Origin of the sequence: Neorhizobium sp. T25_27 (assembly GCF_002968565.1) — a bacterium.
In the GTDB taxonomy this organism is placed as follows: domain Bacteria; phylum Pseudomonadota; class Alphaproteobacteria; order Rhizobiales; family Rhizobiaceae; genus Neorhizobium; species Neorhizobium tomejilense.
The window spans coordinates 18,877-43,416 of record NZ_PVBJ01000011.1 but is presented as its reverse complement, the minus strand read 5'-3'; the positions used below and the strand labels follow the sequence as shown (position 1 = coordinate 43,416).

The 24,540-nt window shown below is 60.8% G+C and carries 26 protein-coding genes; 13 read left to right on the top strand and 13 right to left on the bottom strand.

Annotated elements, in window-relative coordinates:
• Positions 1–96 precede the first annotated feature (96 nt).
• Positions 97–984, top strand: coding sequence for a tetratricopeptide repeat protein (locus tag C5J24_RS25100; protein WP_245441017.1), 888 nt, complete (start codon positions 97–99; stop codon positions 982–984).
• Between the two features lie 38 nt (positions 985–1,022).
• Here the strand turns inward: C5J24_RS25100 and C5J24_RS25095 are convergent, their stop codons facing one another.
• The 9 genes from C5J24_RS25095 to C5J24_RS25055 all read right to left on the bottom strand — a co-directional run bounded on the left by C5J24_RS25095 (position 1,023) and on the right by C5J24_RS25055 (position 9,811).
• Positions 1,023–1,751 (bottom strand): esterase family protein, encoded by a 729-nt coding sequence (locus tag C5J24_RS25095; protein WP_105421779.1) that lies wholly within the window; start codon positions 1,749–1,751, stop codon positions 1,023–1,025.
• Positions 1,748–2,713, bottom strand: coding sequence for an acetylxylan esterase (locus C5J24_RS25090; RefSeq protein ID WP_105421777.1), 966 nt, complete (start codon positions 2,711–2,713; stop codon positions 1,748–1,750). The genes C5J24_RS25095 and C5J24_RS25090 overlap by 4 nt, the downstream gene beginning before the upstream one ends.
• A gap of 10 nt (positions 2,714–2,723) precedes the next feature.
• Positions 2,724–2,894 (bottom strand): hypothetical protein, encoded by a 171-nt coding sequence (locus tag C5J24_RS25085; RefSeq protein ID WP_172724132.1) that lies wholly within the window; start codon positions 2,892–2,894, stop codon positions 2,724–2,726.
• A gap of 91 nt (positions 2,895–2,985) precedes the next feature.
• On the bottom strand, positions 2,986–4,386 hold the full coding sequence (locus C5J24_RS25080; RefSeq protein WP_105421773.1) for an NAD(P)(+) transhydrogenase (Re/Si-specific) subunit beta: 1,401 nt from the start codon (positions 4,384–4,386) through the stop codon (positions 2,986–2,988).
• 13 nt (positions 4,387–4,399) lie between these two features.
• Positions 4,400–4,798, bottom strand: a complete 399-nt coding sequence (locus C5J24_RS25075) for a proton-translocating transhydrogenase family protein (protein WP_046634620.1) — start codon at positions 4,796–4,798, stop codon at positions 4,400–4,402.
• On the bottom strand, positions 4,798–6,060 hold the full coding sequence (locus C5J24_RS25070; RefSeq protein WP_105421771.1) for a Re/Si-specific NAD(P)(+) transhydrogenase subunit alpha: 1,263 nt from the start codon (positions 6,058–6,060) through the stop codon (positions 4,798–4,800). The genes C5J24_RS25075 and C5J24_RS25070 overlap by 1 nt, the downstream gene beginning before the upstream one ends.
• Before the next feature lie 86 nt (positions 6,061–6,146).
• Positions 6,147–6,371, bottom strand: coding sequence for an aa3-type cytochrome c oxidase subunit IV (locus C5J24_RS25065; RefSeq protein ID WP_046668269.1), 225 nt, complete (start codon positions 6,369–6,371; stop codon positions 6,147–6,149).
• Positions 6,372–6,561: 190 nt separating this feature from the next.
• Positions 6,562–7,320: a hypothetical protein gene (locus tag C5J24_RS25060; protein ID WP_105421769.1), complete on the bottom strand. Its 759-nt coding sequence runs from the start codon at positions 7,318–7,320 to the stop codon at positions 6,562–6,564.
• 169 nt (positions 7,321–7,489) lie between these two features.
• Positions 7,490–9,811: a bifunctional diguanylate cyclase/phosphodiesterase gene (locus C5J24_RS25055; protein WP_245440334.1), complete on the bottom strand. Its 2,322-nt coding sequence runs from the start codon at positions 9,809–9,811 to the stop codon at positions 7,490–7,492.
• Positions 9,812–10,125: 314 nt separating this feature from the next.
• Between C5J24_RS25055 and C5J24_RS25050 the strand changes: the two genes are divergently transcribed.
• The 3 genes from C5J24_RS25050 to C5J24_RS25040 all read left to right on the top strand — a co-directional run bounded on the left by C5J24_RS25050 (position 10,126) and on the right by C5J24_RS25040 (position 13,449).
• On the top strand, positions 10,126–10,665 hold the full coding sequence (locus C5J24_RS25050; protein WP_105421765.1) for a TRAP transporter small permease subunit: 540 nt from the start codon (positions 10,126–10,128) through the stop codon (positions 10,663–10,665).
• A gap of 25 nt (positions 10,666–10,690) precedes the next feature.
• On the top strand, positions 10,691–12,193 hold the full coding sequence (locus tag C5J24_RS25045; protein WP_105421763.1) for a TRAP transporter large permease subunit: 1,503 nt from the start codon (positions 10,691–10,693) through the stop codon (positions 12,191–12,193).
• 320 nt (positions 12,194–12,513) lie between these two features.
• Positions 12,514–13,449, top strand: coding sequence for an FkbM family methyltransferase (locus C5J24_RS25040; RefSeq protein ID WP_172724131.1), 936 nt, complete (start codon positions 12,514–12,516; stop codon positions 13,447–13,449).
• A gap of 83 nt (positions 13,450–13,532) precedes the next feature.
• On the opposite strand, the gene C5J24_RS25035 is transcribed toward C5J24_RS25040, so the two are convergent.
• On the bottom strand, positions 13,533–14,639 hold the full coding sequence (locus tag C5J24_RS25035; RefSeq protein ID WP_105400132.1) for a TRAP transporter substrate-binding protein: 1,107 nt from the start codon (positions 14,637–14,639) through the stop codon (positions 13,533–13,535).
• A gap of 306 nt (positions 14,640–14,945) precedes the next feature.
• On the opposite strand from C5J24_RS25035, the gene C5J24_RS25030 reads away from it, so the two are divergent.
• Both C5J24_RS25030 and C5J24_RS25025 read left to right on the top strand, forming a co-directional pair.
• Positions 14,946–15,719 (top strand): gamma-glutamyl-gamma-aminobutyrate hydrolase family protein, encoded by a 774-nt coding sequence (locus C5J24_RS25030; protein WP_105421759.1) that lies wholly within the window; start codon positions 14,946–14,948, stop codon positions 15,717–15,719.
• Between the two features lie 255 nt (positions 15,720–15,974).
• Complete coding sequence (locus C5J24_RS25025; protein ID WP_105421757.1) at positions 15,975–16,574, top strand: GNAT family N-acetyltransferase; 600 nt, start codon at positions 15,975–15,977, stop codon at positions 16,572–16,574.
• 90 nt (positions 16,575–16,664) lie between these two features.
• Here the strand turns inward: C5J24_RS25025 and C5J24_RS25020 are convergent, their stop codons facing one another.
• Positions 16,665–17,687, bottom strand: a complete 1,023-nt coding sequence (locus C5J24_RS25020; protein ID WP_046668275.1) for a LacI family DNA-binding transcriptional regulator — start codon at positions 17,685–17,687, stop codon at positions 16,665–16,667.
• Between the two features lie 109 nt (positions 17,688–17,796).
• Entirely contained in the window at positions 17,797–18,297 is a 501-nt protein-coding gene (locus tag C5J24_RS25015; protein WP_046668276.1) for a MarR family winged helix-turn-helix transcriptional regulator, read from the bottom strand.
• An 83-nt stretch (positions 18,298–18,380) separates the two neighbouring features.
• On the opposite strand from C5J24_RS25015, the gene C5J24_RS25010 reads away from it, so the two are divergent.
• The 7 genes from C5J24_RS25010 to C5J24_RS24980 all read left to right on the top strand — a co-directional run bounded on the left by C5J24_RS25010 (position 18,381) and on the right by C5J24_RS24980 (position 22,929).
• Entirely contained in the window at positions 18,381–19,172 is a 792-nt protein-coding gene (locus C5J24_RS25010) for a creatininase family protein (protein WP_105421756.1), read from the top strand.
• Between the two features lie 52 nt (positions 19,173–19,224).
• Positions 19,225–19,479 (top strand): type II toxin-antitoxin system VapB family antitoxin, encoded by a 255-nt coding sequence (locus tag C5J24_RS25005; protein WP_046668278.1) that lies wholly within the window; start codon positions 19,225–19,227, stop codon positions 19,477–19,479.
• Complete coding sequence (locus C5J24_RS25000; protein ID WP_105421753.1) at positions 19,479–19,883, top strand: type II toxin-antitoxin system VapC family toxin; 405 nt, start codon at positions 19,479–19,481, stop codon at positions 19,881–19,883. The genes C5J24_RS25005 and C5J24_RS25000 overlap by 1 nt, the downstream gene beginning before the upstream one ends.
• An 87-nt stretch (positions 19,884–19,970) precedes the next feature.
• On the top strand, positions 19,971–20,228 hold the full coding sequence (locus C5J24_RS24995; RefSeq protein ID WP_105400129.1) for a type II toxin-antitoxin system Phd/YefM family antitoxin: 258 nt from the start codon (positions 19,971–19,973) through the stop codon (positions 20,226–20,228).
• Positions 20,225–20,623, top strand: coding sequence for a type II toxin-antitoxin system VapC family toxin (locus C5J24_RS24990; RefSeq protein ID WP_105421751.1), 399 nt, complete (start codon positions 20,225–20,227; stop codon positions 20,621–20,623). Before C5J24_RS24995 ends, C5J24_RS24990 begins: the two co-directional genes overlap by 4 nt.
• A gap of 142 nt (positions 20,624–20,765) precedes the next feature.
• Positions 20,766–21,884, top strand: coding sequence for a GTP-binding protein (locus C5J24_RS24985; RefSeq protein WP_105421750.1), 1,119 nt, complete (start codon positions 20,766–20,768; stop codon positions 21,882–21,884).
• Between the two features lie 58 nt (positions 21,885–21,942).
• Positions 21,943–22,929 (top strand): WD40 repeat domain-containing protein, encoded by a 987-nt coding sequence (locus tag C5J24_RS24980; RefSeq protein ID WP_105421748.1) that lies wholly within the window; start codon positions 21,943–21,945, stop codon positions 22,927–22,929.
• Positions 22,930–23,328: 399 nt separating this feature from the next.
• On the opposite strand, the gene C5J24_RS24975 is transcribed toward C5J24_RS24980, so the two are convergent.
• Positions 23,329–24,486 (bottom strand): GGDEF domain-containing protein, encoded by a 1,158-nt coding sequence (locus tag C5J24_RS24975; RefSeq protein ID WP_105421746.1) that lies wholly within the window; start codon positions 24,484–24,486, stop codon positions 23,329–23,331.
• Positions 24,487–24,540: the final 54 nt, after the last annotated feature.

Below are 24,540 nucleotides of genomic sequence, written 5' to 3'. Positions count from 1 at the left end.
TGTGCTTTCAGGGCGGTGGCGACATGGGCGCCGCCGCTCTTTTGATTTGGTCCGAGACTTACAATGCCTTTGCCCCGACATGAGGAAATGCGCCTGATGGCCGCCAAAAATCCCGTTCTCTCTCGTGGAACCGAAATTTCCGGCCTCTTGAACCATGTTTCTCCCGTCCGCCGCAAGACAGCATTGCCTGCCGCGCTGATCGCCCTTCTGGCGCTCGCCGGCTGCTCGACCACGACCTCGACCGACATGATCACCGTCGATCGCGCCCAGGGGTCCCAAGAGAACATCGCCTCGCTCTCTTCCGTCATCAGTTCCAGTCCGCAGGATCCGGAAGCCTACAATGTCCGTGGTACGGCCTATGGACGCGCCGGCGAGTTTTCGAAGGCGCTGGAGGACTTCAACCGCGCCATCCAGCTCAATCCGCAGTTCTACCAGGCCTATGCCAACCGGGCGCTGGTCTATCGCAACATGGGCAAGCCCGTCGAAGCGGCCAACGACTACAACCGCTCGCTGCAGATCAACCCGAACTACGACGTCGCCTATATCGGCCGCGGCAATATCTATCGCCAGGCCGGCCGTACCAACGAAGCCTTCAACGACTTCAACAAGGCGATCCAGCTGGAAACCACCGATGGCCGCGCCTGGCACAATCGCGGCCTGATCTACCAGGGGCGCGGCCAGCACGCCCAGGCGATCGACGATTTCTCCAAAGCCATCTCGCTGTCGGCGAATTCGCCGGAACCCTATAACGGCCGCGGCATTTCCTATGTCGCCCTGAACGACGACGACAACGCGTTTGCGGACTTCAACCGCGCGATCGAGCTCAATGACAAGCTCGCCGAATCCTGGGCGAACCAGGCACTGGTCTATGAGCGCCGCGGCGACAAGGCACGCGCCTACAAGTCCTATTCGCACGCCATGCGTCTCGATCCGAACTACAAGCCGGCCCAGGACGGCGCGACCCGCACCCGCGCCAGCACCTGATACCCCCGCCTGTCGGCCGAGCTGATTTCCGCCCTGCCTCAGATATAAAGCGCCGCCATCTTGCGCCAGGCGCCGGCCCGGTGCGCGCGGCCATCCCAGACATGCATGCGATGCCCGACACCCTTTTCGGACAGAACCTGGCTGAGATGCTGGTTGTTGTCGAGGAAAGGATCGGCATCACCGATCGTCAGCACGATCTCCACCTGCCGCAGCCTTTCGAGCTGCCACCCGCTGCTGATGCCGGGGAGGAAATGCGACGGGGTGTGGAAATAGACGGTATCGTCATAATAGCCGTCCAGCAGGTCGCCGAACGCCTCGACCTTCAGCGTCAGGTCGTACCGCCCCGAAAACGCGACGAGCTTGCGGAACAGATGCGGATGGCGAAAGGCGATGCTGGCCGCCTGGAAGGCGCCAAGGCTGCAGCCCTGCACGATCGTGCAGTCATGTCCGTTCCGGGTAGCCATCAGCGGCAGGACCTCATTGAGGATATAATCCTCGAATGCCGCATGCCTGCGGATCCGCACCGAGGGATGCTGGTGTGTGTCGTAAAAGGTCTCGGCCGCCAGCCCGTCGACGCAATAGAGCTGCAGCTGGCCGGCGCGCACCTTGTCGGCGAGGCTTCCGACGATGCCGAGCTCTTCATATTCCCAGAAACGCCCCTCGCGGGTCGGGAACATCAGCACCTTGGCGCCGGCATGACCGAACACCAGGAGTTCCATGTCTCGATGGAGCCGCTGGCTGTACCAGCGCAGATATTCGCGGTTCATGACACCTTGAAAAACTGTCCGACCCTCTCGCGAAGGGCCGCCTCTTGCAACATGCTACCAGGATAGTCGAAATGTCCGGCGTCCAGGATGAAGATTTCATTAAATTTTGATTTCGGAATTGCGTTGGCGACGGCGAACTGGCAGGGCGGCGCAACCGCCGGATCGAACAGCGCGACGCTCGTCAGCATCGGCACCGTGATGCGGCTCGCCGCCACCGCCGAATCATGCAGGCGCAGCGTCTTCAACGCGTTGCCATATTTGGCCTGATAGGCCTGGACGGAAGCAGCGCTGCCGATGCTTTTCAGCTTCAGCCGAAGCTCCTGATGCCCGAAGGTCGGCAGCGACAGATGTCCTCTATCGATCCGGTTGTCGAAGGGGATGGCCAGCCCGCCGATGCCGCCGCCGAAGCTGATGCCGCTATAGCCGATATGGCCGGAAAGCCAGGGGTAAAGGGCGATCAGCATGCTCACCGCGACCCAAAGGTCGTCGACGCAGCCTCCGATGATGTAGCGGTCCGGCTTGTCGATATCGTGCAGCACATGCCAGTGGGAGTCAGGCGAGATCGGCGGCCGGGTGCTGCGCGACATACCGCGGAAGCAGGGGAACAGGATGGCGGTCTCCTCGACCGGGATGTCGAGATCCGGCGCGTCGCGCCCACCATATCCATGGCCGACGACGAGCCCGCGCCTGATCTTCCCCTGCCGCGGCAAAAGAAGCCAGCCGCCGATCGGAAACCGGCCGGTCGACATATAGGCGATGTCGAAGACATGCCATTTCGGATGGTCGAGCCCGCTTTTGCGCAGGCCCGGCTCCGGATCGATTGTCATCGCCCGCCGGTACCGATCCCTCCAGAACGTATCGAAACCCTCCGGCGCTTGCGGCGGCACCACGGCCTGAAGCTGCTTCAGCCCCATGCCGTAGGTGGGATCGAAATCGAAAGGGTGACTGGTGGGGATGGTCATGCTCGAAAAATTACCGGCAACTCGCATCCTCCCGGTCGAAGACAAAGTCTTCGGGAAGCCGGCCGCGGAATTTTCCCAATCTTTTCAAAGCTTCTTTACGGGCGGCCCGGGATGCAGGCTCTTGCCATTCCCGCTGCGAAAGCTCTTCGGCAGCGCGCGTGTGATCGGCAATCTTCGCCATTCTGGCCTCCTGCTCACTTCCAATGTCGCACGATCCGCCTTCACAAAAAAGCCCGGCGATGCCGGGCTTCATGTTCACCGTTCAACTGGCTTCAGTGCTTCATCGCCTTGACGATGTCCTCGGTCATCTTCTTGGCATCGCCGAGCAGCATCATCGTGCCGTCCTTGTAGAACAACGTGTTGTCGATGCCGGCATAGCCAGAACCGAGCGAGCGCTTGACGAACAGGCAGGTCTTCGCCTTGTCGACGTCGAGGATCGGCATGCCGTAGATCGGCGAGGTCTTGTCGTCGCGGGCCGCCGGGTTGGTGACGTCGTTGGCGCCGATGACGTAGGCGACGTCGGCTTGCGCGAACTCCGCATTGATGTCTTCCAGTTCGAAGACTTCGTCATAGGGGACATTGGCTTCGGCGAGCAGCACGTTCATATGGCCGGGCATGCGGCCGGCGACCGGATGGATCGCGTACTTGACCTCGACGCCGTGGCTTTTCAGCGTATCGGCGAGTTCCCGCAGCGCATGCTGGGCCTGGGCGACGGCCATGCCGTAACCCGGCACGATGATCACCTTCTCGGCGTTCTGCATCAGGAAGGCCGCGTCGTCGGCCGAGCCCTGTTTCACCGTCCGCTGCACGCCGTCGTCGCCGGCAGCAGATGCCGTCTCGCCGCCAAAGCCGCCCAGGATGACCGAGATGAAGGACCGGTTCATCCCCTTGCACATGATGTAGGAGAGGATCGCACCCGAGGAGCCGACCAACGCGCCGGTGATGATCAGCGCGAGGTTGCCGAGCGTGAACCCGATGCCGGCGGCCGCCCAGCCGGAATAGGAGTTCAGCATCGACACGACGACCGGCATGTCGGCGCCGCCGATCGGCACGATCAGCAGCACGCCGAGTGCCAAGGCCAGCACCACGACCAGCCAGAAGTCGAAATGGCTTTCGGTCTGCACCAGGCCGAAGACGAAGACGACGACCAGCACCAGCAGGCCGATATTGATGAAGTGCCGGTAGGGCAGCATGATCGGCTTGCCGGACATCCGCCCGTCGAGCTTCAGGAAAGCGATGACCGAGCCGGTAAAGGTGATCGCTCCGATCGCCGCGCCGAGCGCCAGTTCGATCAGCGCCTGACCGTGGATATGGCCGATCGCGCCGATGCCGAAGGAATCGGGCGCATAAAGTGCTGCCGCCGCCACCATCACCGCGGCAAAGCCGACCAGCGAATGGAAGCCGGCGACGAGCTGCGGCATCGCCGTCATCGGAATGGTACGGGCGATATAGGCCCCTGCCCCGCCGCCGAGGCTGAGCGCCAGCACGATCAGGATAAAGCCGCCGAAAGTGGGCGTGGCGAGCAGCAGGGTGGTGACGATGGCGATACCCATGCCGACCATGCCGTAGACATTGCCCTTGCGGCTGGTCGTCGGGTGGGAAAGACCCCGGAGAGCCATGATGAACAGCACGCCGGACACGAGATAGAGGAAAGCTGCGAGGCTCTGCGACATGGTATCCGAACCCTCAGCGATCTTTTTTCTTGTACATGGCGAGCATCCGGCTGGTCACCAGGAAGCCGCCGAAGATGTTCACCGAAACGAGCACCAGCGCGATAAAGCCGAAGCCGGTCGCAAAGCCGCTCGCCGATACGCCGACCGCAAGCAGCGCGCCGACGACGATGACCGAGGAGATCGCGTTGGTAACCGCCATCAACGGCGTATGCAGCGCCGGCGTCACCGACCAGACGACGTAATAACCGACGAAGATCGACAGCACGAAGATCGCCAGCCGAAACACGAAGGGATCGATCGCCCCGCCGGTTGCGGCGCTCGCCGCTTCCGGTGCCTGGGCGGCGGCACTCATCACGGCGGTCACAGCCTGGTCGAGCTGCTCCAGCGCCTTGTCCATTGCTTCACCGGCCATCACAGATCTCCATTGCTTGCGGCTTCATCTGCGACCGGCTTTTTGCGGGCGCGCACCGGTTTGGCAGCCGCCGGCTCCTTTATGGAGATTGCGGCTGGAGCAGGCGCAGCAACCGGCGTCTCGTCGGCGAGCGCGGCCGCCGCAAAATTCGGGTGCATGACCTGGCCGCCATGGGTCAGCATGGTTGCCTTGACGAGTTCGTCCTCAAGATTGACGGCAAATTCCTTGGTGCCCTTGTCGACCATGGTCTCGATGAACGCGAACAGATTGCGGGCATAAAGCGCCGAAGCGGAGGCGGCGATGCGGCCCGCGACATTGGCGTAACCGATCACGGTGACACCCTCGACATCGGCGACCTTGCCCTTTTCCGAGCCTTCGATATTGCCGCCGCGCTCGACGGCCAGATCGACCGCCACCGAACCGGGCTTCATCGACGCCAGCATAGCGCGCGTCACCAGCTTCGGGGCCGGGCGGCCGGGGATGAGAGCCGTGGTAATGACGATGTCCTGCTTGGCGATATGCTCGGCGACCAAGGCCGCCTGCTTTGCCTGATAGGCTTCCGACATCGGCTTGGCGTAACCGGCGGCGGTTTCGGCCGCCTTGAATTCCTCGTCCTCGACCGCGATGAACTTCGCGCCGAGCGAGGCGACCTGTTCCTTGGCGGCGGGGCGCACGTCGGTTGCCGATACCACGGCGCCGAGACGGCGAGCCGTGGCGATCGCCTGCAGGCCGGCAACGCCGGCGCCCATGACAAAGACTTTTGCGGCAGGCACGGTGCCGGCGGCGGTCATCATCATCGGCATGGCGCGGCCGTATTCATGGGATGCGTCGATGACGGCGCGATATCCGGCAAGGTTCGCCTGGGAGGACAGCACGTCCATCGACTGGGCGCGGGTGATGCGCGGCATCAGTTCCATGGCAAACGTGGTGAGCCCGGCTTTCGCCATCCCGGCAAGGGCGGCCTCGTTGCCGTAGGGGTCCATGACGGCGAACACCACGGCGCCCGCCTTGTAGGACACCATCTCGGCGGCCGTCGGCCGGTTGACCCTCAGGATGATATCGGCCGAGCCGACCTCCCCCGCACCGGCTATGCGGGCACCGGTGGCTTCGAAATCCGCATCGCGAACACCGGACGCAAGGCCGGCCCCGCTCTCGATCACCACCGAGAGCCCTAGCCCTGTCAGCCGCTTGACGCTCTCGGGCGAAGCGGCGACGCGCGGTTCGTCGGAACCTTCACGGCATACAAATACGATCTTCGGCAAAGACTGTCTCCTCCCAGTCGATATCGCAAGGCGGGCGAAAAGCTTCGCCCTTCCTCAAAGCCGGTGGCCGGGCTGGCCGAACCGGATCAACGCAGCAGGAAAACGCCGGCTATATTGAGAATGATGAAGACGAGAAGGCTGCCGATGAAGCCCGCTCCGCCGAAGAAACCGGCAGCCATGGCGATCATCAGAACGACGATGACCATCGTGCCCCATTTCGCACCCGCGATGAAGGCGTTGTAGGTCCTGTCGTGTTCCGCATAATCCATCGAAGCACCCGTTTCCACCGGCCCGCTATGGTGATTGTCCATCAGTCCCGTCTCCTTCATCAGCCGCACGCGCCCGCTCGATCGAAGCGTCGGCGCCTGCGGGGAAAACCCTTGTCGACATCCGGAATCATGCCTCGTTCGGCACGATGGAGGTCACTTCAGGCCTTACACAAAGCCATGGGAAAGCGCAATGCCGCCACAATGGCTTCCGGTACGCCCAAGCTTCAGAGCTTCAGGTCAGGTAGGACATTTCGGGGGAGTTCGGCCGGCCGGCGATGCGGGCCGTCGGCAGGATGGTGAGCGGCGCGGTGTCGAAATTCGAGGAGCGCGCAAACAGCAGGCGGCGTTCATAGGCCTCCGACTGAAACGCCGGGAAGCGCTTCATCATCTTGGAGCGCAATTCGCGGGTCTGCGATGCGAGCAGCATCAGATCGAAATCGTATTGCGGGATCCGCCGCGGCGGCACCACCGGCTGGGCATAGAAGAACCGGCGATAAAATGCCGCATGCGCCGGACGGATCGGCTGCAGCACGCGGTCCGCGTCGAAATAGATCGCCGCGACCGGCGTCAGCCGCACCGTCAGGTAAGGCATGGCCGAAAGTTCGCTGGCATATTCCGGGGCAATGGCGAAACGCGCTGAATCGATCAGCGTCATCCCGGCATCCAGCAGGCCGTTCACGGCTTCGGGGAAAATGGCGATCGACTGGCAGACCCTGTGCTCCGGCGTGACGTGGTGGAGGCGGATCGTGCTGACCAGTTCCTCGTCGTAATAGACGCCGAAGACATGCGCATTTTTGTCGAAGTCGATCTCGTCGATGAGCTTGGTCGCCGCGACCGGCAGCACGTTGTGGGTCTTGTAGGCTCTGTATCGCAGCCTGGCGATATCCTCGAAATCTTCGTTGCTCTCGATACGCCGATATTCGACATGGTCGAGTGTGGAGAGAAGTTTTGCTGAAAAGTTTCCGTCAGAAAATGATTGGCCTAAGGGCATTGGGATTTGTTCCATGAGCTTTAACCATGGATTAACCCTAAAAGACCCATAGCCCGCAATGAATGGACCACGAATTGAATAAAATTCTAAATGTTATGGTTAACAAACGGTTAACGACCGCTCGCCAGCGTCCCAAAACCGTTAACACTGTTCCAGTTTCAGGCGGGATTTAGCGAGCGGCAGCCCGAAGAGGCGAGGCCTGTGCATTTTTGGCACCACGCCGGATGGACGAAAGCTTGGCGGCGGGAGCAGCCTCGGCCGCCAGTTCGATGATCTTTTCGGAAGCGACAGGCACGGAGAACACGTAACCCTGGACCAGATCGGAGAACCGATGGCGGTTGATCAGCGCAAGCTGTTCCTTGGTCTCCACGCCTTCGACGACGATCTTGAGACCGAGTTCGCGAGACAGATGCACGATGCCGCGCAGGAGCTTCAGCTTGCGCTGGTCCTCGGCGATATTGCGGATGAACGCCCGGTCGATCTTGACCACGTCGAGCGGCAGGGAGTCGAGATAGCTCAGGCTCGAGAAGCCGGTGCCGAAATCGTCGATCGCGATAGTCACCCCGGTCACCCGGAACTGGTTGAGAATGGCGCTGACCGCCACCGGTTCGTCCATAAAGCAGCTTTCGGTGACCTCGAGATGCAGCCGCGACGGATCGAGCGAATAGCGCTTCAGCACGTCCGCCACATAACCGACGATGTCGTCGTTGCGCAGGTCCTGGATCGAAAGGTTGACGGAAACGGCCATCGGCTCCGGCCAGGTCGCGCAGTCGCGGCAGGCCTGGTCGAGCACGAGGTGAGTGATGTGCGAGACGAGCCCCATGTCCTCGGCCATCGGGATGAAGACGTTCGGTCCCACCATGCCGCGCTCCGGATGGCGCCAGCGCACCAGCGCCTCGCTGCATTCGATGCCGGAACCGTCGGGACGATACATCGGCTGATAGACGACATGCAGGCCGTGGTTCTCGATCGCCTGGCGAAGGTCGACGCGGAGCTTCTGCTCGTCGATATACTGGGCGTCCATTTCCGAAAGGAACACTGTCAGCGTGCCGTTGCCGGTGGATTTCGCGTGGTTGAGTGCAAGGTCCGCCTTGATCTGCCAGTTTTCCATGTCGAAGTCCTGCGACGGCAGGATGACGCAGCCGCTGTTCATCGAAACGGGAAGACGAAGCCCGTCGACGTAATAGTCGCCCTGGATCTCGGCGTGGATGCGGCGGATCTGACGCTCCAGCTCGCAATCGTCGTCGCCGCCGGTCAGCAACACGACGAACTCGTCACCGACCAGGCGGCCCGCCAGCAGTCCGTCGCTCTTCAGTGCTGTAAGCCTTGCCGCGATCGCCGCAAGCAATCGGTCGCCGACCACGTGGCCGCGCAGGTCGTTGACATGCTTGAACCCGTCCACGTCGAACATCGCGAGCGCCGCCAGGGCTTCGCCCCGCCGTTTCAGCTTCTTTGTGGCAAGATCCGCGAAGTGGCCGCGGTTCGGCAGGCCGGTCAAGGCGTCGAACCGCACCATGTGCAGCACCTTTTCCTCGGCTGCGAGACGGGCGGTGACATCTTCGAAGATCAGCACGACACCGCCGTCGGTGCGCGGGCTGACCGAGAATTCGAGATGACGGTCGTCCTTGAACTTGAAGAGCGCGCGTTCGAGCGAGCCGTCGGCAAGTTTGGAAAGCTGGCGCAGGATGGTCTCGGGCGCATTCTCCGCATCCTCGCAGAGCACGGCGGCGAAATCGCGGTCCTTGAGATCGCTCTTCTTGTCGAGGCCGAGCAGATCGCGGGCGCGGCGGTTGATCACCTGAATCTTGCCTTCGCCGTCGAGCATCACCAGGCCGTGGGAAATGGTCTTCAAGGCGATATCGAAGCGGCCGGCGATGATCGCCATCTTCCGCGACGCGATGACGTTTTCATAAAGGAATTCGCGCACCCCGTTGGCCATCGACCTGGTGGTAAGGCCGAAGGGGATGAGCAGCAGCGACATCAGCGCCAGATGCAGATCCTCGGTAAAGAGGCAGGCGATCAGGATCGGACCGCAGCAGCCGAGCGTCTGGAGATCGACGGCGATGCGCGAACCATAGTTGCGGCCGACGATCGACATCATCGAGCCGAGCGTCATGGCGATGCAGGTGAAGCCGACGAACGGGTTTTCCAGCACCAGCAGGGCATAGCCGCTGGCGATGCCGAGCAGGAAGGCCGCGAGGAACGCGCCGATCACATATTGCTGCTCCCAGGCGGCGATGCCGTCATAGGTCAGCGCCCCCTTGTCCACCTTGTCGAACCGCTGGAACCAGTACATGCGATAGGCAAAGACCGCCGCGAAGCCGCAGGCGAACAGGAGATAGAATTGCGCACCGCTGTAATGGAAAACGAGCAGGCACCACAGGACGTGAACAACCACGCCGGTCCATAGTGTGCCGCGATTTCCAAATAGCGACGTGACGAACGACAGATACACATCCGTCGACAGCGTCTTCGCTTCTGTCTCTTTCATCGGGTTCATCCCTTGTCTTCCGGTCGACACTGCGGGAAACCCTTTAAAAATTGCTTGTCCGCGGGCCGCAGCCCCCCTTTCATTGGGGGGTTCTTGAGAGTTTGCTGAATAAATTGACAACAGGATAGCTAAAATTTCGACCACGCAACCTTCGGCAGAGACGCAACCTCTTCCCGGCTTGCGCAACGCCTTTCGATCCCTGCTTTTTGTAGACGAAAACCCAGGCTTTTAGGACTTTCCTTTTATTAGACCTTGGTTTACATCGCCATGCCAGGGCGGGCGGGATAAGAGAGACCCGTTGAATTGGGGAAACCATGGCTGCATTGTTGAAGATCAGCGGTCTCATCGACCGCCTCAGCGAAATTATTGGCAAATTTTCCGGCTATCTCGTTCTCGCCTGCACCCTCATCAGCGCCGGCAATGCGCTCATCCGCTACCTCTTCAACTACAGCTCCAACGGCTGGCTTGAAATCCAGTGGTATCTCTTCGGCTTCGTCGTGCTTCTGGGCGCTTCCCACACTCTGAGGCTGAATGAGCATGTGCGCGTCGATCTCATCTACGGCGCCGTTTCCGACCGCGCCCGCCTGTGGATCGATACGATCGGCCTGATTGTCTTCCTCATCCCGGCCTGCATCTATCTCGCATGGCTTGCCTGGCCGTTCTTCGCGCTCTCCTACGCGCAGGGCGAAGTGTCCTCGAACGCCGGCGGCCTCATCCGCTGGCCGGTGAAACTCATCATCGTCGCCGGTTTCAGCCTCCTGGCGCTGCAGGGATTTTCCGAACTGGTGAAGCGCATCGCCGGTCTTTTGGGCGTCCTCCAGGTCGATACGACCTACGAAAAGCCGCTGCAATAACACCATTTTCGGGGGATAACCGCTCATGTTCCAATACGGTATAATGCCGCCGGCAATGTTCATCGGCATGATCATCTTCATGCTTTACGGCTTCCCGGTCGCCTTTTCGCTCTCGGCCGTCGGCCTCTTCTTCGGTCTTCTCGGCATCGCCACCGGCCATTTCGAATTCGCCTTCATGCAGGCGCTGCCGTTCCGCATATTCGGCATCGTCTCCAACGATCTGTTGCTTGCCATTCCCTTCTTCACCTTCATGGGAGCGATCCTCGAGCGTTGCGGCCTGGCCGAAGATCTGCTCGAAGGAACCGGCAAGCTGTTCGGCGCCGTTCCCGGCGGCCTCGCCTATGCGGTTATCATCGTCGGCGCCATCCTCGGCGCGATCACCGGCACGGTCGCCGCGTCAGTCATCACCATGGGCGTGATCTCGCTGCCGATCATGCTGAAATACGGCTACAATCCGCGGCTTGCGACCGGCGTCATCGCCGCCTCGGGCACGATCACCCAGGTCATCCCGCCCTCGCTCGTGCTGATCGTTCTGGCCGACCAGCTTGGCCGTTCCGTCGGCGACATGTATCTCGGCGCGATCGGACCCTCGATCCTGCAGGTGACGATCTTTATGCTGTTCATCCTCGGCCTGTCGATCTTCCGGCCGCAGGACGTTCCGCCGCTGCCGCCGGAAGCGCGGGGCGAGATGAACATGGCCCTGGTCATCAAGGTCCTCTGGGGCATGGTCCCGTCGATCGTGCTGATCTTCCTCGTGCTCGGCACCATTTTCATGGGCCTCGCGACCCCGACGGAAGCAGGCGCACTCGGTGTCGTCGGCGCCATGGTGATCGCCGCGATGCATCGCCGCCTCACCTGGGATCTGCTGCGTCAGGGCATGCATTCGACGATGACGATCACCTCCATGGTCGTCTTCATCCTGGTCGGCGCCACCTGCTTCAGCCTCGTCTTCCAGGGCATGGATGGCGGCCTGTGGATCGAGCATCTTCTGTCGCACGTTCCCGGCGGAGCGCTCGGCTTCCTGATCTTCGTCAACATCTTCATCTTCTTCCTCGCCTTCTTCCTCGATTTCTTCGAGATCGCCTTCATCGTCATCCCGATGCTGGCGCCGGTCGCGAGCGCTCTCGGCATCGACCTGATCTGGTTCGGCGTGCTGCTCTGCATCAACATGCAGACCAGCTTCATGCACCCGCCCTTCGGCTTTGCGCTCTTTTACCTGCGCTCGATCGCGCCGAAATCGGTGAAGACGAAGGATATCTATCTCGGCGCCATCCCGTGGCTCTGCATGCAGCTGGTTCTCGTCGCCATCGTGATCTTCTGGCCCGAGTCCGTCACCTACTGGCTGGACAAGGCGCCTGACGTCGATCTCAACACGATCAAGATCGAGATCCCCGGCTTCGGCAACGGCGGCGGCAACCAGATGCCGAATTTCGGCCTGCCCCCGATGGACGGCGCCCCGGCTCAGCCGGGCCAGCAGGGCCTGCCCGGCATGCCGAACTTCGGCGAGCCACCGAAGATCAACCCGTAAGGGCAGCACCCGTCCACCCTGGACAGGGACCATATCTTGGGAGGACAGAGTTGACGCTCTGTCCTCCATCGCTATTCCCGCCAAGCAAGGGAGCCCAGCGAAGTCCGGCCAGCCCGGAGCCCCTACGTCAAACTCGTCTTTTGGCCGTTCCTCTACCGCAATAGTCGTATGCCGATCGAGGTCCGGTGCCAGATCCCGGCGCAGCTAACACTTAGGTAGCCATACTAACCGGCCCGTCGAGCCTATAAAGTTTGACAGACGGCATGATGCTGAAGTCGGTCGTCCCCAAATCAGTTTGGCTGAAGCGCTCGGGGCCTGACATGCAGATAAGCCACGTATTGCCGAATGCTATGTACGTTGTGCGAAGGTCGATCGGTCGCACCATCGTCGAGCCGTTGCGGCGCAGGCGGTTTGCGAAAGAGAGCGACGTCTTCATTCACTGCACCAACCGGGGATACATCTTCAAACTCGATCCCGCGCAAAGCATCGACGAGGCCATCTTCGTCGAAGGCTGCTTTGAAGGACGGTTTCTGGAATTCCTGCAGGGCCGATTCGATCCCGGCGCCGTGGCACTCGATGTCGGCGCCAATATCGGCAACCACGCCATTCACCTCAATCGAGACTTCACCGAGATCCATTGCTTCGAGCCGAACCCCGAAGTCTTCAGGCGGTTGACCGACAACATTCGCTCGAACCGGCTCACCAACATCCGACTGCATCAAGCGGCTCTCGGCGATTGCGACGACACGCTCATGTTCCGCGAAAATCTCGAAGGCAACCTGGGCGCCAGCGGCTTTGTGGACGATGACCGGCCATCGGGGCATAGCCGCATCCTGCGCCTGCCGGTTTTCCAAGCCGACAAACTCGTCAGGCAGCTCGGAATAACCAGGGTCGATTTCATCAAGATCGATGTCGAGGGGTTCGAGCAGCGGGTTCTGAAAGGACTGCGCGAAACCATCGCCTTCAACCGGCCTATCGTGTCCTTCGAGTTCCACGGCCATCTCGCAGGGCCCGACGACTTCGGCAAGCTCACCGCCTGCCTGCCGGATTATCAACTCTACGACCTGGAATATGCGCCGGCATCGGCTTCAACGCTGGAAAAACTGAAATGGAATTTTCGCCATGGCGGCGCACCGGTTCTCAAACGGTTCGATCGCCCCGAGGCGCGGACCTACGAAAACATCCTGGCCTTTCCCTCCCCGGAAGTCTTCAGCCGCTTCACGAACCGTCCTTCGGCCTCCCTCACCTCGGCTTGATGCGTCCCGGCGGCATCAGCACAGACAAAAACCCCGGACCTTTCGATCCGGGGTTCCTGAAATGACACTTGCCTGATCTGGGATCAGAGCTTGCCGCTACGCTGCTGGATCATCATGAAGGTGTCGTAGGTATATTCCGACAGCTGCATCCAGAGATAGGCTTCCTTCTTGAAGGCGACCTGATCTTCGTAGATCTTCTTGAACGTCTCGTTCGAAGCCGAAATTTCCTTGTAGACCTCAAGAGATGCCTTGTAGCAGGCTTCGAGGATTTCCTGGCTGAACGGGCGAAGGGTGGTGCCCTGCGAGACGATCTGCTTGATCGCCGTCGGGTTCTTCGTGTCGTATTTCGCCATCATGCTGGTATTGGCAAACGCGCAGGCGTCGGTCAGTGCCGCCTGGTAACTCTTCGGCAGGGCGTTCCACTTGTCCAAATTCATAAAGGCGTGGATGACCGGGCCACCTTCCCAGAAGGCCGGATAGTAGTAATATTTGGTCACCTTGTAGAAGCCGAGCTTGTGGTCGTCATAGGGGCCGACCCATTCCGCCGCATCGATCGTGCCTTTTTCGAGCGCCGGATAGATGTCGCCGCCAGGTATCTGCTGCGGCACGACACCGAGCTTCTCGACCACCCGGCCGGCAAGCCCGGCGATGCGCATCTTGACGCCCTTGAAATCGTCTACGGTGTTGATTTCCTTCCGGAACCAACCACCCATCTGAGCGCCCGTATTACCCGCGGGAAGCCCGTAGACATTGTGCTTGGCGTAAAATTCGTTCAGGAACTTGTTGCCGTTGCCTTCGTAGAACCATGCATTGCTCAGTCGTGCGTTGAGGCCGAAAGGAATTGCAGTGCCAATGGCAAACGTTGGGTCCTTGCCTACGAAATAGTAGGAGCAAGTATGACACATTTCGACCGTCGCGTTACTGACGGCATCCAAAGCCTGACCGGCCGGCACGACTTCACCGGCGGCAAACGGCTGAATGGTGAAATTGCCGTCGGTTGCTGCGGCGACATGCTTGGCGATGTCTTCAGCGCCGCCATAGATGGTGTCCAGCGACTTCGGAAATGAAGACGTCAGACGCCAGGTGATTTTCGGGCTCGACTGCGCGATGGCCGGTGCGGCGAGCACCGTAGCGGCAGCTGCGCCGGCGCCGGTGACGGCGGCCTTTTTAAAGAATGAACGACGATCCATGAAATACCTCCCAGTAAGACAAACCGGAGGGATTATCTGTTCCCACTCCCCCGATCCTGCGGCGAGGTAAACATTTTGGCCTATGGGTTGCAAGCGCCGGAGCTAATATTCCTTAATGCGGGAACGCCTTTTGTCCTTAGACTTTCGTAGCGCCTCCCCCAAACTGGATTCACAAGAGATTTCAAAGCGCCGATGCTTATTCTTTGGGCAGCGCCTTCCCCCGAAACGGCCCTCGATCTTGACTTGAAGCGCGGTGCCGCGGCACAACGAAAAGAGACGCGATAGCGAGCCTCGTTGGAGAGCCTGATGCCGAAACCGATCATCGCCCTGCCTGCCGATATCCGCCAACTGGATGGAGCGATCTGGCATGCCTCGCCGAACCAGTATGTCCAGGCGGCATTGAAGGTGGCGGATGTGATGACCTTCATCATTCCGGCTTTCGAAGAAGGCAACGAGACCGACGCCATCCTCGACCGGGTCGATGGCGTGCTGGTTTCCGGTTCAGCGACCAATGTTCACCCGTCGCTCTATGGCAGAGAAGCAACGGCCGGCGATGGTCCCTTCGACCCGGCCCGCGACGCGACCTCCCTGCCCCTTATCCGCCGGGCGATCGACCGCGGCATTCCGCTGCTCGCCATCTGCCGCGGCATCCAGGAACTGAACGTGGCACTGGGCGGCACGCTGGCAAGCGAAATCCAGGACCAGCCAGGCATCTGGGACCACCGCAAACCCGATGTGAAGGAGCGCGACAGCATGTATGCGATCCGCCAGCCGGTCTTCATCGAGGAAGGCTCCTGCATCGCCACCTATCTCGGCCTGACAGGCGAGGTCCAGGTGAACTCGCTGCACCGCCAGGCGATCGCCGAAACCGCCCCCCGGCTGAAGGTCGAAGCGACGGCCGAAGACGGCACGATCGAGGCGGTTTCGGTCATCGACGCGAAAAACTTCGCCGTCGGCGTGCAATGGCACCCGGAATACTGGGCGGAAACCGACGCGCCGTCACGGGCGCTGTTCCAGGCCTTCGGCGAGGCTGTCCGCGCCTATGCGGCCCGCAAGACGCTGACCAACGTGGCGGCCTGACAATCACAATGGGACCGGTTCCGATAGGGGAAATAACACTCTGAGCGCTTGCGCCGTTAGACCGGAGATCTTTCCGGTCGGCAATATGTGCGCCCAACCAACAGAGAGAGATGCTCTAAGAGGTTCCGGCGGAACATCAAGCCCTTCATTTCGGCGACCGCGTGGCCGAGGTGGACAGTGCTTCAGTAGGTGATGATTGTCGTGAGAAAACCTCGTCAATTTCATAACCATCGAAACGAATTTTGGGGTGTTTGGATGTCAGTTTGGCCAGATCTGTTTACGGCAGAAGGCAATTTCGCATCCATCGTTCCGCTTACGATGGAGCATCATGATGACTTGGTCGAAGCCGCCGGCGACGGAGAGTTGCATCGCCTCTGGTACACAAAAGTTCCAGAGCCAGAAAATATCGGGGCCGAAATTGAAAGACGGCTCGAGCTCCGCACAATCGGCTCGATGCTCCCATTTGCCATTGTCGAAAGGACAAATGGTAAAGCCGTTGGAATGACCACCTATATGAACATCGATGCCGCAAACAGAAGGCTTGAAATCGGCGCTACATGGTGCCGTCAGTCTGTGCAGAGGTCACCACTCAACACCGAATGCAAATTGCTTTTGTTGCAACACGCCTTTGAGAAGCTGGATTGCATATGCGTGGAGTTCAGGACGCATTTTATGAATATTCAAAGCCGCCGAGCGATCGAGCGGCTTGGGGCCAAGCTTGATGGGGTGCTTCGCTCCAATATGGTGATGGCCAATGGCACCATTCGCGATACGGCAGTTTATTCGATAATCGCGTCTGAATGGCCCGCTGTCAAAGCCAACTTGAGGTGGCAATTGGAAAAGCCAAGACCATAATTTCCAGACCCCTCGGTTGGGCATCACCACTGCTTATAGTGTCTTTTCGCTTCCAGCCGGAACCAACCGCACAATGTCACGGCGTGAACCTCAGGCCCTCGGCCGGTGCACGCCGGTCGATTGGCGGATGCGCATTTCCGGCTTGATCAGATGGATGCCGTCCGGCTCGTGACTGCCGGCGAGGCGGTCGAGCAGGGCGCGCGCCGCAAGCCGGCCGACTTCTGTCTGCCCATTCCACACGGTCGTCAGCGCCGGTGTCGCGATCGAAGCTTCCTCGAGATCGTCGTAACCGGTGACGGAGATGTCATGGCCGGGCATCAGGCCAGCACGGGCAATGCCGTTCATCAGGCCAATCGCCACCAGATCGTTCCAGCAGACCGCAGCTGTCGGCTTCTGCGGCAGGGAGAGAAAATGCACCGCCGCCTCGAACCCGCCCTGCTTCGAACGCGGACCGGGCAGGCGGAGGTTCGGATCGACCTCGATGCCCGCCTTGCGCAGCGCGTTGACATAACCCTGATAGCGGTCTCGGCCGGTCGATGTCTGGTCCGTGCCGCCGATCATGGCGATCACCCGGTGACCGAGGCCGATCAGATGGTTGGTGGCAAGCGAAATGCCGTAGCTGTCGTCGCCGCGATAGGTCGGCAGTTCGACGCCTTCCATCGAACGGGCAACGAGGATGGCCGGCATGCCGTTCTCTTCTGCAAGCCTCATATCCTCGATCGGCGTGCCGATCGCCGGCGACATGATCACCCCATCACCACCGAGCTGCAGCAGCGTTTCGATGAAGGTACGCTGTTTCTCGACCGAATCGTAATGGTTGGAAAGGATGAAGGTATGACGGCTGCGGTCGAGCTCGCTTTCGATCGCTTTGAGGATTTCCCCGTAGAACGGGTTCATGATGTCGTGCACCACGACGCCGATAATGCCGGAACGCGAGGTACGCAGGCTGGCGGCCCGGCGGTTGTAGATATAACCTAGCGCTCTTGCCTGTTCCTTGATTTTTTCCCGGGTATCGGCCGCCACGAGCGGGCTGTCGCGCAGCGCGAGCGATATCGTGGCAGTTGAAAGACCAAGGCTCTCGCCAATCGTCGACAACTTGATCTTTTGCGCCATTTCCCCCACCCGCAATGGCCGGCATCGCTATCCGATGCTCGAATTAAACTTTAAATAAACAATTTAATTCCGTGCGACAATCCTGTGACCGCGAAAATCTGGAGGGAAATCAACCTCTGTCGTCCGAGGGCTCGGACTGGAGATTTTGTTCGATGGTCTTGAGAAGCTTGAGGAGGGTGCGGATCTCCTTGTCGGAGAGACCTTTTGCGGCGATCGAGCCGCACTCGGAGACCGAGCGGCCGATCTGTTCGACAGTCTGCAATCCGGCTTCCGTCAGATGCACCTTGGTGAGGCGCCCGTCGGTGCCGTCGGCGCGGCGTTCCAGAAAACCCTGAGCTTCCATGCGGCCGATCGTGCGGGTCATGGTCGGGGCCTTGACGCCGAGCCGTATGGCGAGCTGGCCGGGGGTCATGCCGTCTTCTTCGGCAAGAATCAGGATGACGCCGTCCTGGCCGGCATAAAGCCCGCTTTCACCGAGGCTGCGGCTGAGCGCTGTGCGCATGGAGCGGGCGGCCTGGGTGATCGCCGGCGCAAGGTCGGTGGCCGAAAGGCCTTCCAGTTCCTTCTTCTTGCCGGACTTGGCTTTTTTGTCGCCCTTCTTCTTGCTCATTCGCTCCGCCCGTTTTGCCCTAAAGAAGTAGCCGTTATATCTGTTGCGCGCTATCCATATCGAAACCGGGAAACCACCGCCAGATGTCGCACCCTTCGCCACGCTATCATGACAATGATACGACACTTGCGTCCACAGAAAGGCGAAACTGGGTCGCCGTCCTGCCGCTCGGCGCCCATGAGCAGCACGGACCGCACCTGCCGTTCGAGACCGACACGATGATCGCCGAGGGCCTCGTCGCCCGCTTGATCCCTGCCCTGCCTGCCCACCTGCCGGTCACGTTCCTGCCTACGGAGCCCGTCGGTTATTCGATAGAGCATATAGATGTCGCCGGTACGAAGACACTTGCCTTCGACGAAGCCGTTTACCGCTGGCTCGGCATTGCCGGCGATCTTCACGCCAAGGGTATCCGCAAACTGGTGCTGCTCAACGCCCATGGCGGCAATTCGCCGCTCATGACCGTCGTCGCGACCGAGGCGCGGGTGCGGTTCGGCATGCTGGTGGTCGCCACAAGCTGGACCCGCTTCGGCCAGCCCGCCGGCTGGATCGCCCCGGAGGACAAGGCAGTCGACATCCACGGCGGAGACATCGAGACTTCAGTCATGCTGGCGCTCAATCCGGATAGGGTCAACATGACCAGGGCCGAAAACTTCCCGTCCCGCCAATCGGACTTTTCCCGCGATTTCAGACATCTGCGCGCCTACGGCCCGCACGCCTTCGGCTGGAAGATGTCCGATCTAAACCCCAAGGCCGTCGCCGGCAACGCGGCCGCGGCGACGGCGCAACGCGGTGAGATGCTGGTTGCGCATGCTGTGACGGGCATCATCGAGCTGCTGGAGGATGTGGCGCGGTTTGATGTTGGAACATTGAAGTAGGAAAAAGCTACACAATGTGCGATATTAGGCTACACGCTTGAGGTAGCTGCGGATGACGCTGAATATCCGAAACGAAGAGGCCGATGCATTGGCCCGTGAATTGGCCCGTATCGACGGAACGACCATCACCGACGCGGTGATTTCCGCATTGAAGGAAACCATCGACAAACGTATCCGCCAGGAAACGCCTCGCGAGACCGCAACGAGAATTCTCACGCAACGCGGCCTTGCCTTCAAGGCGAACAGGCAGCCTGTACCGCCCGAGGCCTATCACGATCTCGATCACCAGATCGGAGATGACGGCTGATGTTCGTCGATGCCTGCGCGATCGTCGCGATGATGGCCGGCGAGGAGACTGCGGAAGCCTACGAAACGGCGCTTCTGCAGGCAAATTCGCCTTTCACTTCACCATTGGCCGCTTGGGAAGCGATCATCGTCCTGTCTCACCCGGATCAGCTCGATTGCCGTTATCGAGAGGCAGAAGGCGCTGTCGTTGAATGGCTGGATGCGCGGAGTATTGAAATTCGCGAGGCCGGATCGCCTCGGCAGCTTCTGAGTTATGCCGTCGCAGTCGCCGAGAGGCACGGGATTGGGCGGCGGTATCTCAGCAATTTCGACTGCTTTCACTATGCCTATGCCAAGGTGACGGAGCAGCCGCTTCTGACCCTCGACCAGCTTCTGCGCCAGACGGATGCCGAAACGAGGCCGTAGGGATCAAACCGCCTCCGGGGGCGTAGTTGAATCTACAACATGATACGACTAAGTTTGGACCATCTAATTGGACCAACGGAGCACGTAATGGAAATTTCAGTGAGCGAGGCCAAAGCAAGTCTGACTGAACTCCTTCATCGCGCGGAGGCTGGAGAAGATGTTGTTCTCACGCGAAGAGGTCATAAGATCGCAAGGCTTGTACCCATTGAGCCGGAACTGACGCGCGATCAACGCAGAGCGCTGATCGAAGAGATCAGAGCAATGGCGCCTGCACCTGATGGCAACGACGTACCCGCGGAGCGAAGCCAGGATTATCTCTATGGTGACGATGGCCTGCCGGCATGATTGTGGTCGACACGTCAGCGTTGATCGCCATCGTCAAGAATGAAATTGGTGCCTTTGACTGCCAAGAGGTGCTCACAGGGGAATCGAAGGTCCTCCTCAACGCCGCTACTCTCACCGAAGCACTGATTGTGGCTCGTGGAAAGAAATGTCTGGCTGGTCTTACCAACCTGATTGACCGGCTTCCCATCACCATCATCGAACTGGATGCTGTAAGAGCAGAACGGGCTGCGGCCGCTTACGCTCTGTTCGGCAAAGGCTTTCACAAGGCTTCGCTCAATTTCGGCGATTGCTTCGCTTATGCGACAGCGAAGGAATTCGACTGTCCGCTTCTCTATGTTGGTGACGATTTCGCAAGAACAGACGTGGTTTCCGCAATCGCGTCGCCGTCAGCGTGAGCAACAAGATCACCCGGCGTCAGCTGCAATTCCGATGTGATCTTATAACATACAAACCCTTTGAACTCGTCCCGGCTTGCCCTTATATGAGACGAACAAAGCTTCCGCGCCGATCGGGCGCTCTCAAGTCCTCGAGGTTTTCATGACCGAAACAGCCACCGTCAAGCCCGTTCCCGTCACCGTCCTCACCGGTTATCTCGGCGCCGGCAAGACGACGCTCCTCAACCGCATTCTCTCCGAAAGCCATGGCAAGAAATACGCGGTCATCGTCAACGAGTTCGGCGAGATCGGCATCGACAACGACCTGATCGTCGAGTCGGACGAAGAGATCTACGAAATGAACAACGGCTGCGTCTGCTGCACGGTACGCGGCGACCTGATCCGCGTCGTCGAGGGCCTGATGCGCCGCCCGGGCCGCTTCGACGGCATCATCGTCGAGACCACCGGCCTTGCCGATCCGGTGCCGGTCGCCCAGACCTTCTTCATGGATGACGACGTGCGTGCCAAGACCGAGCTCGACGCGGTCGTCGCCCTCGTCGATGCAAAACACCTGCCGCTGCGCCTGAAGGACAGTCGCGAAGCTGAAGACCAGATCGCCTTTGCTGACGTCGTCGTCATCAACAAGACCGATCTCGTCACCCCGGAAGAGCTGGCGATCATCGAAGACGTCGTCCGCGCCATCAACCCGACTGCCCGCGTCTACAAGACCACTCGTTCCGGCGTCGATCTCGCCCGCGTGCTCGACCAGGGCGCCTTCAACCTGGAGCGCGCGCTCGAAAACGATCCGCATTTCCTGGATCAAGGCCATGACGACCATGTCTGCGGCCCGGATTGCGACCATGACCATGGGCACGACCACCATCATCATGACCACGACCACCACGCGCATGACCATGATCACGATCATCACGGCCATGATCACCACCACCATCACCACGGCGAGATGTCGCCGATCCATGACGTGACCGTGAAGTCGATCTCGCTGCGCGGCGGCGAGATGAACCCGGAACGGTTCTTCCCCTGGATTCAGAAGATCACCCAGACGGACGGCCCGAGCATCCTGCGCCTGAAGGGCATCATCGCCTTCAAGGGCGACGAGGAACGTTATGTCGTGCAGGGCGTCCACATGATCGTCGAGGGCGATCACCAGCGGCCGTGGAAGGATGGCGAAAAGCGCGAATCGCGCCTCGTCTTCATCGGCCGCGATCTCGATGTCGACAAGATCGAGAAGAGCTTCAAGGCTTGTGAGGTAGCGGCATGACGCCGAAAAGTGTGAAGCGGTTTTCGGACCACGTCATGCCCGGGAGCAATGCTGCGTAATGCCGACTGTTGCACCGCTTGATCTCGAAGGCCATGTCGTCGCCGCGCATTTCCTCGGCGACGTTCCATTCTTCGCCACCGCTGCCGGCACGATCCACCGTCTGGATGGCGGCGAGAAAGTCACAGAGGCCCATCAGGGTCTGCTGACCTGCATCCGCGATCCCTTCAGCGCCACGCTGCTGACCGGCGGCGAGGACGGCAAGGTGATGCGTATCGGCAGCAATGGCGAGGCGACCCTGATCGCCGAAGCGCCCCGCAAATGGATCAGCGTCATCGCCGGCGGCCCGCAGAATGCGGTCGCCTATGCGCATGGCAAGTCGAGCTTCGTAAAGCAGAGCGACGGCACGCTGAAGGAGTTTCCCGAAGAGCGCAGCGTCGAAGGCCTCGCCTTCGCCGGCAAGGGTCTCAGGATCGCGGCTGCCCGTTACAACGGCGTCTCGTTGCACTGGGTCGGCACCAATGCCCCGCCGGTCGATCTCGAATGGAAGGGCGCCCATAACGCCGTCACCTTCTCGCCCGACGGACGTTTCCTGGTGACGACCATGCAGGAAAACGCCCTGCACGGCTGGAAGCTCGATGGCAAGCCGGGCGAAAACCGCCATATGCGGATGACCGGTTACCCGGCCAAGGTGAAATCGCTCTCCTGGTCGCCGAAGGGCAAGTGGCTCGCCTCGTCGGGCGCGCCGGCGGCGATCGTCTGGCCGTTTTCGGCAAAGGACGGGCCGATGGGCAAGGCGCCGCAGGAACTCGGCACGCGCGCCAATATCATGGTCACGTCGGTGGCCTTCCATCCGGCCGAGGAAGTGCTCGCCATCGGTTTCATCGACGGCATGATCCTTGGCGTCAGGCTCGCCGACGCAAAGGAAGCGCTTCTACGCCGGCCCGGCAAGGGCGGCATTACCGGATTGAGCTGGAGTGCCAACGGCAAGCTCGTCGCCTTCGCGTCCGATGCCGGCGACTGCGGCGTCATCGATATTGCAGCCTGAAATCTTGCAGCACGAATAACCGCGGCGGAGAAATCTCCGCCGCGGCCTGGTCCATGCGGGATGGGCAGGTAGCGTGTATGAATGGTATGGGTGTCAGGCTGTACTGCCTGCCCGATCGCTCCCGTTTTTCCGAAAGGCGGGTAACGGAGGGTCTGGATCCGAAACCTTGACCTTGCGGCGGTCGGCGCCCTGACGGCGCCTTCCTCACCTTTACGACCATCACCGGACGCCGGATGCTCTCCGTAGGATGCGACCCGGTTCGCGACCCGGCCCCTGCCCTGTGACGCGACCACTATAATCGCGCCGGCGCAGGCGGGGATGCCGCGGAACTGTTTCGACGGAAAATTGCTTCAAACGAAAAGGGAATTTCTGTTCGCCGCAACGAAATCGTCCCCGCCTTCACGCCGCTTGGCGGTCTTCCTCGAACGTATCGATACCGTCGCGGCCGTTGCGCTTGCGGGCATAGAGCGCCAGGTCGGCCCGCTGCAGCAGGGTTTCGAGGTTGCCAGGACCGCATATCTCGGTCGCCACGCCGATGCTGAGTGTCGGCTGCACGACAAGGCCCTCCATCTCGGCGAGGGAAGCGGCAAAGGCGGCGCGGATCTTCTGAGCCGTCTCGACTGCCTTTTCGACCGGGCATCCCTTGAGGACGATCACAAACTCGTCGCCGCCCTGCCGAGCGAAGAGATCGCGGCTGCGCAGGTGCAGGGATGCAGAGGAGGCGAACCGCCGCAAGACCTCGTCGCCAACCCCATGACCATGCGTATCGTTGAGCTGCTTGAAACGGTCGACATCGATGAGCATCAGGGCGACCGGCCCCGGCTCGAGACCAGCATAGGAGCGCATCAGGCCGCCGCGGTTGAGCACGCCGGTCAGGGCGTCGCGATCCGCCAGGTAAGTGAGCTTGTTTCCGGCCCGTTCGGCCGCCATCAGATTGATGACGATGCTTCGCAATGCCAGGAAGGGTGCGGCCCAGAGCCCCAGCCAGGCATCGGCACCGTTGCCGGGGCCAAACAGGCCGCCCTCTCCGATCCAGCCCGTCACCGCCAGAAGGGCGCGCGCTGCAAAGATGGCGGCAGTCGGCAGGTAGATCGCAGCGACCAGCCATGCCGACCGCAGCTTCTCCTGCCGTGCGAGGCGAATACCCTCCAGCATCACCAGGAGGTCGCCGAGGGCGCAGACGAGCGAGAAGATGGCGATGCGCGGCGCAGTACTGGCATCGTCCCGCCACAAGAGGATCAGCGGCGCCGAAAGAACGGCGAGGATCAGCCAACTCAGGCCCCAGCGGGCCGGACGGCCGCCGAAAAGCCGGACGGAGACGATCAGCAACAGATAGCCGACCAGGATCAGGTTGTTGCCGATCAGGACCGAGACGACATCCGGCAATACGTTTCGCAGGCCGACGCTGAACAGGCCGGCTCCGATGACGATGCCGCTGGCGCTCCACCAGAACAGCCAGCGTTCAAACCGGCCGCTGGAATAGGCGATCATCTGGACGATGCCCAGGACAGAGCAGGTCATAGCCGAGACGATATAGATCGTCCGCAGATCCAGCATGAAACACCCCCAATGGCGACGCGGGGCATGCTAGCGTCAGGCGGTTACGATTTG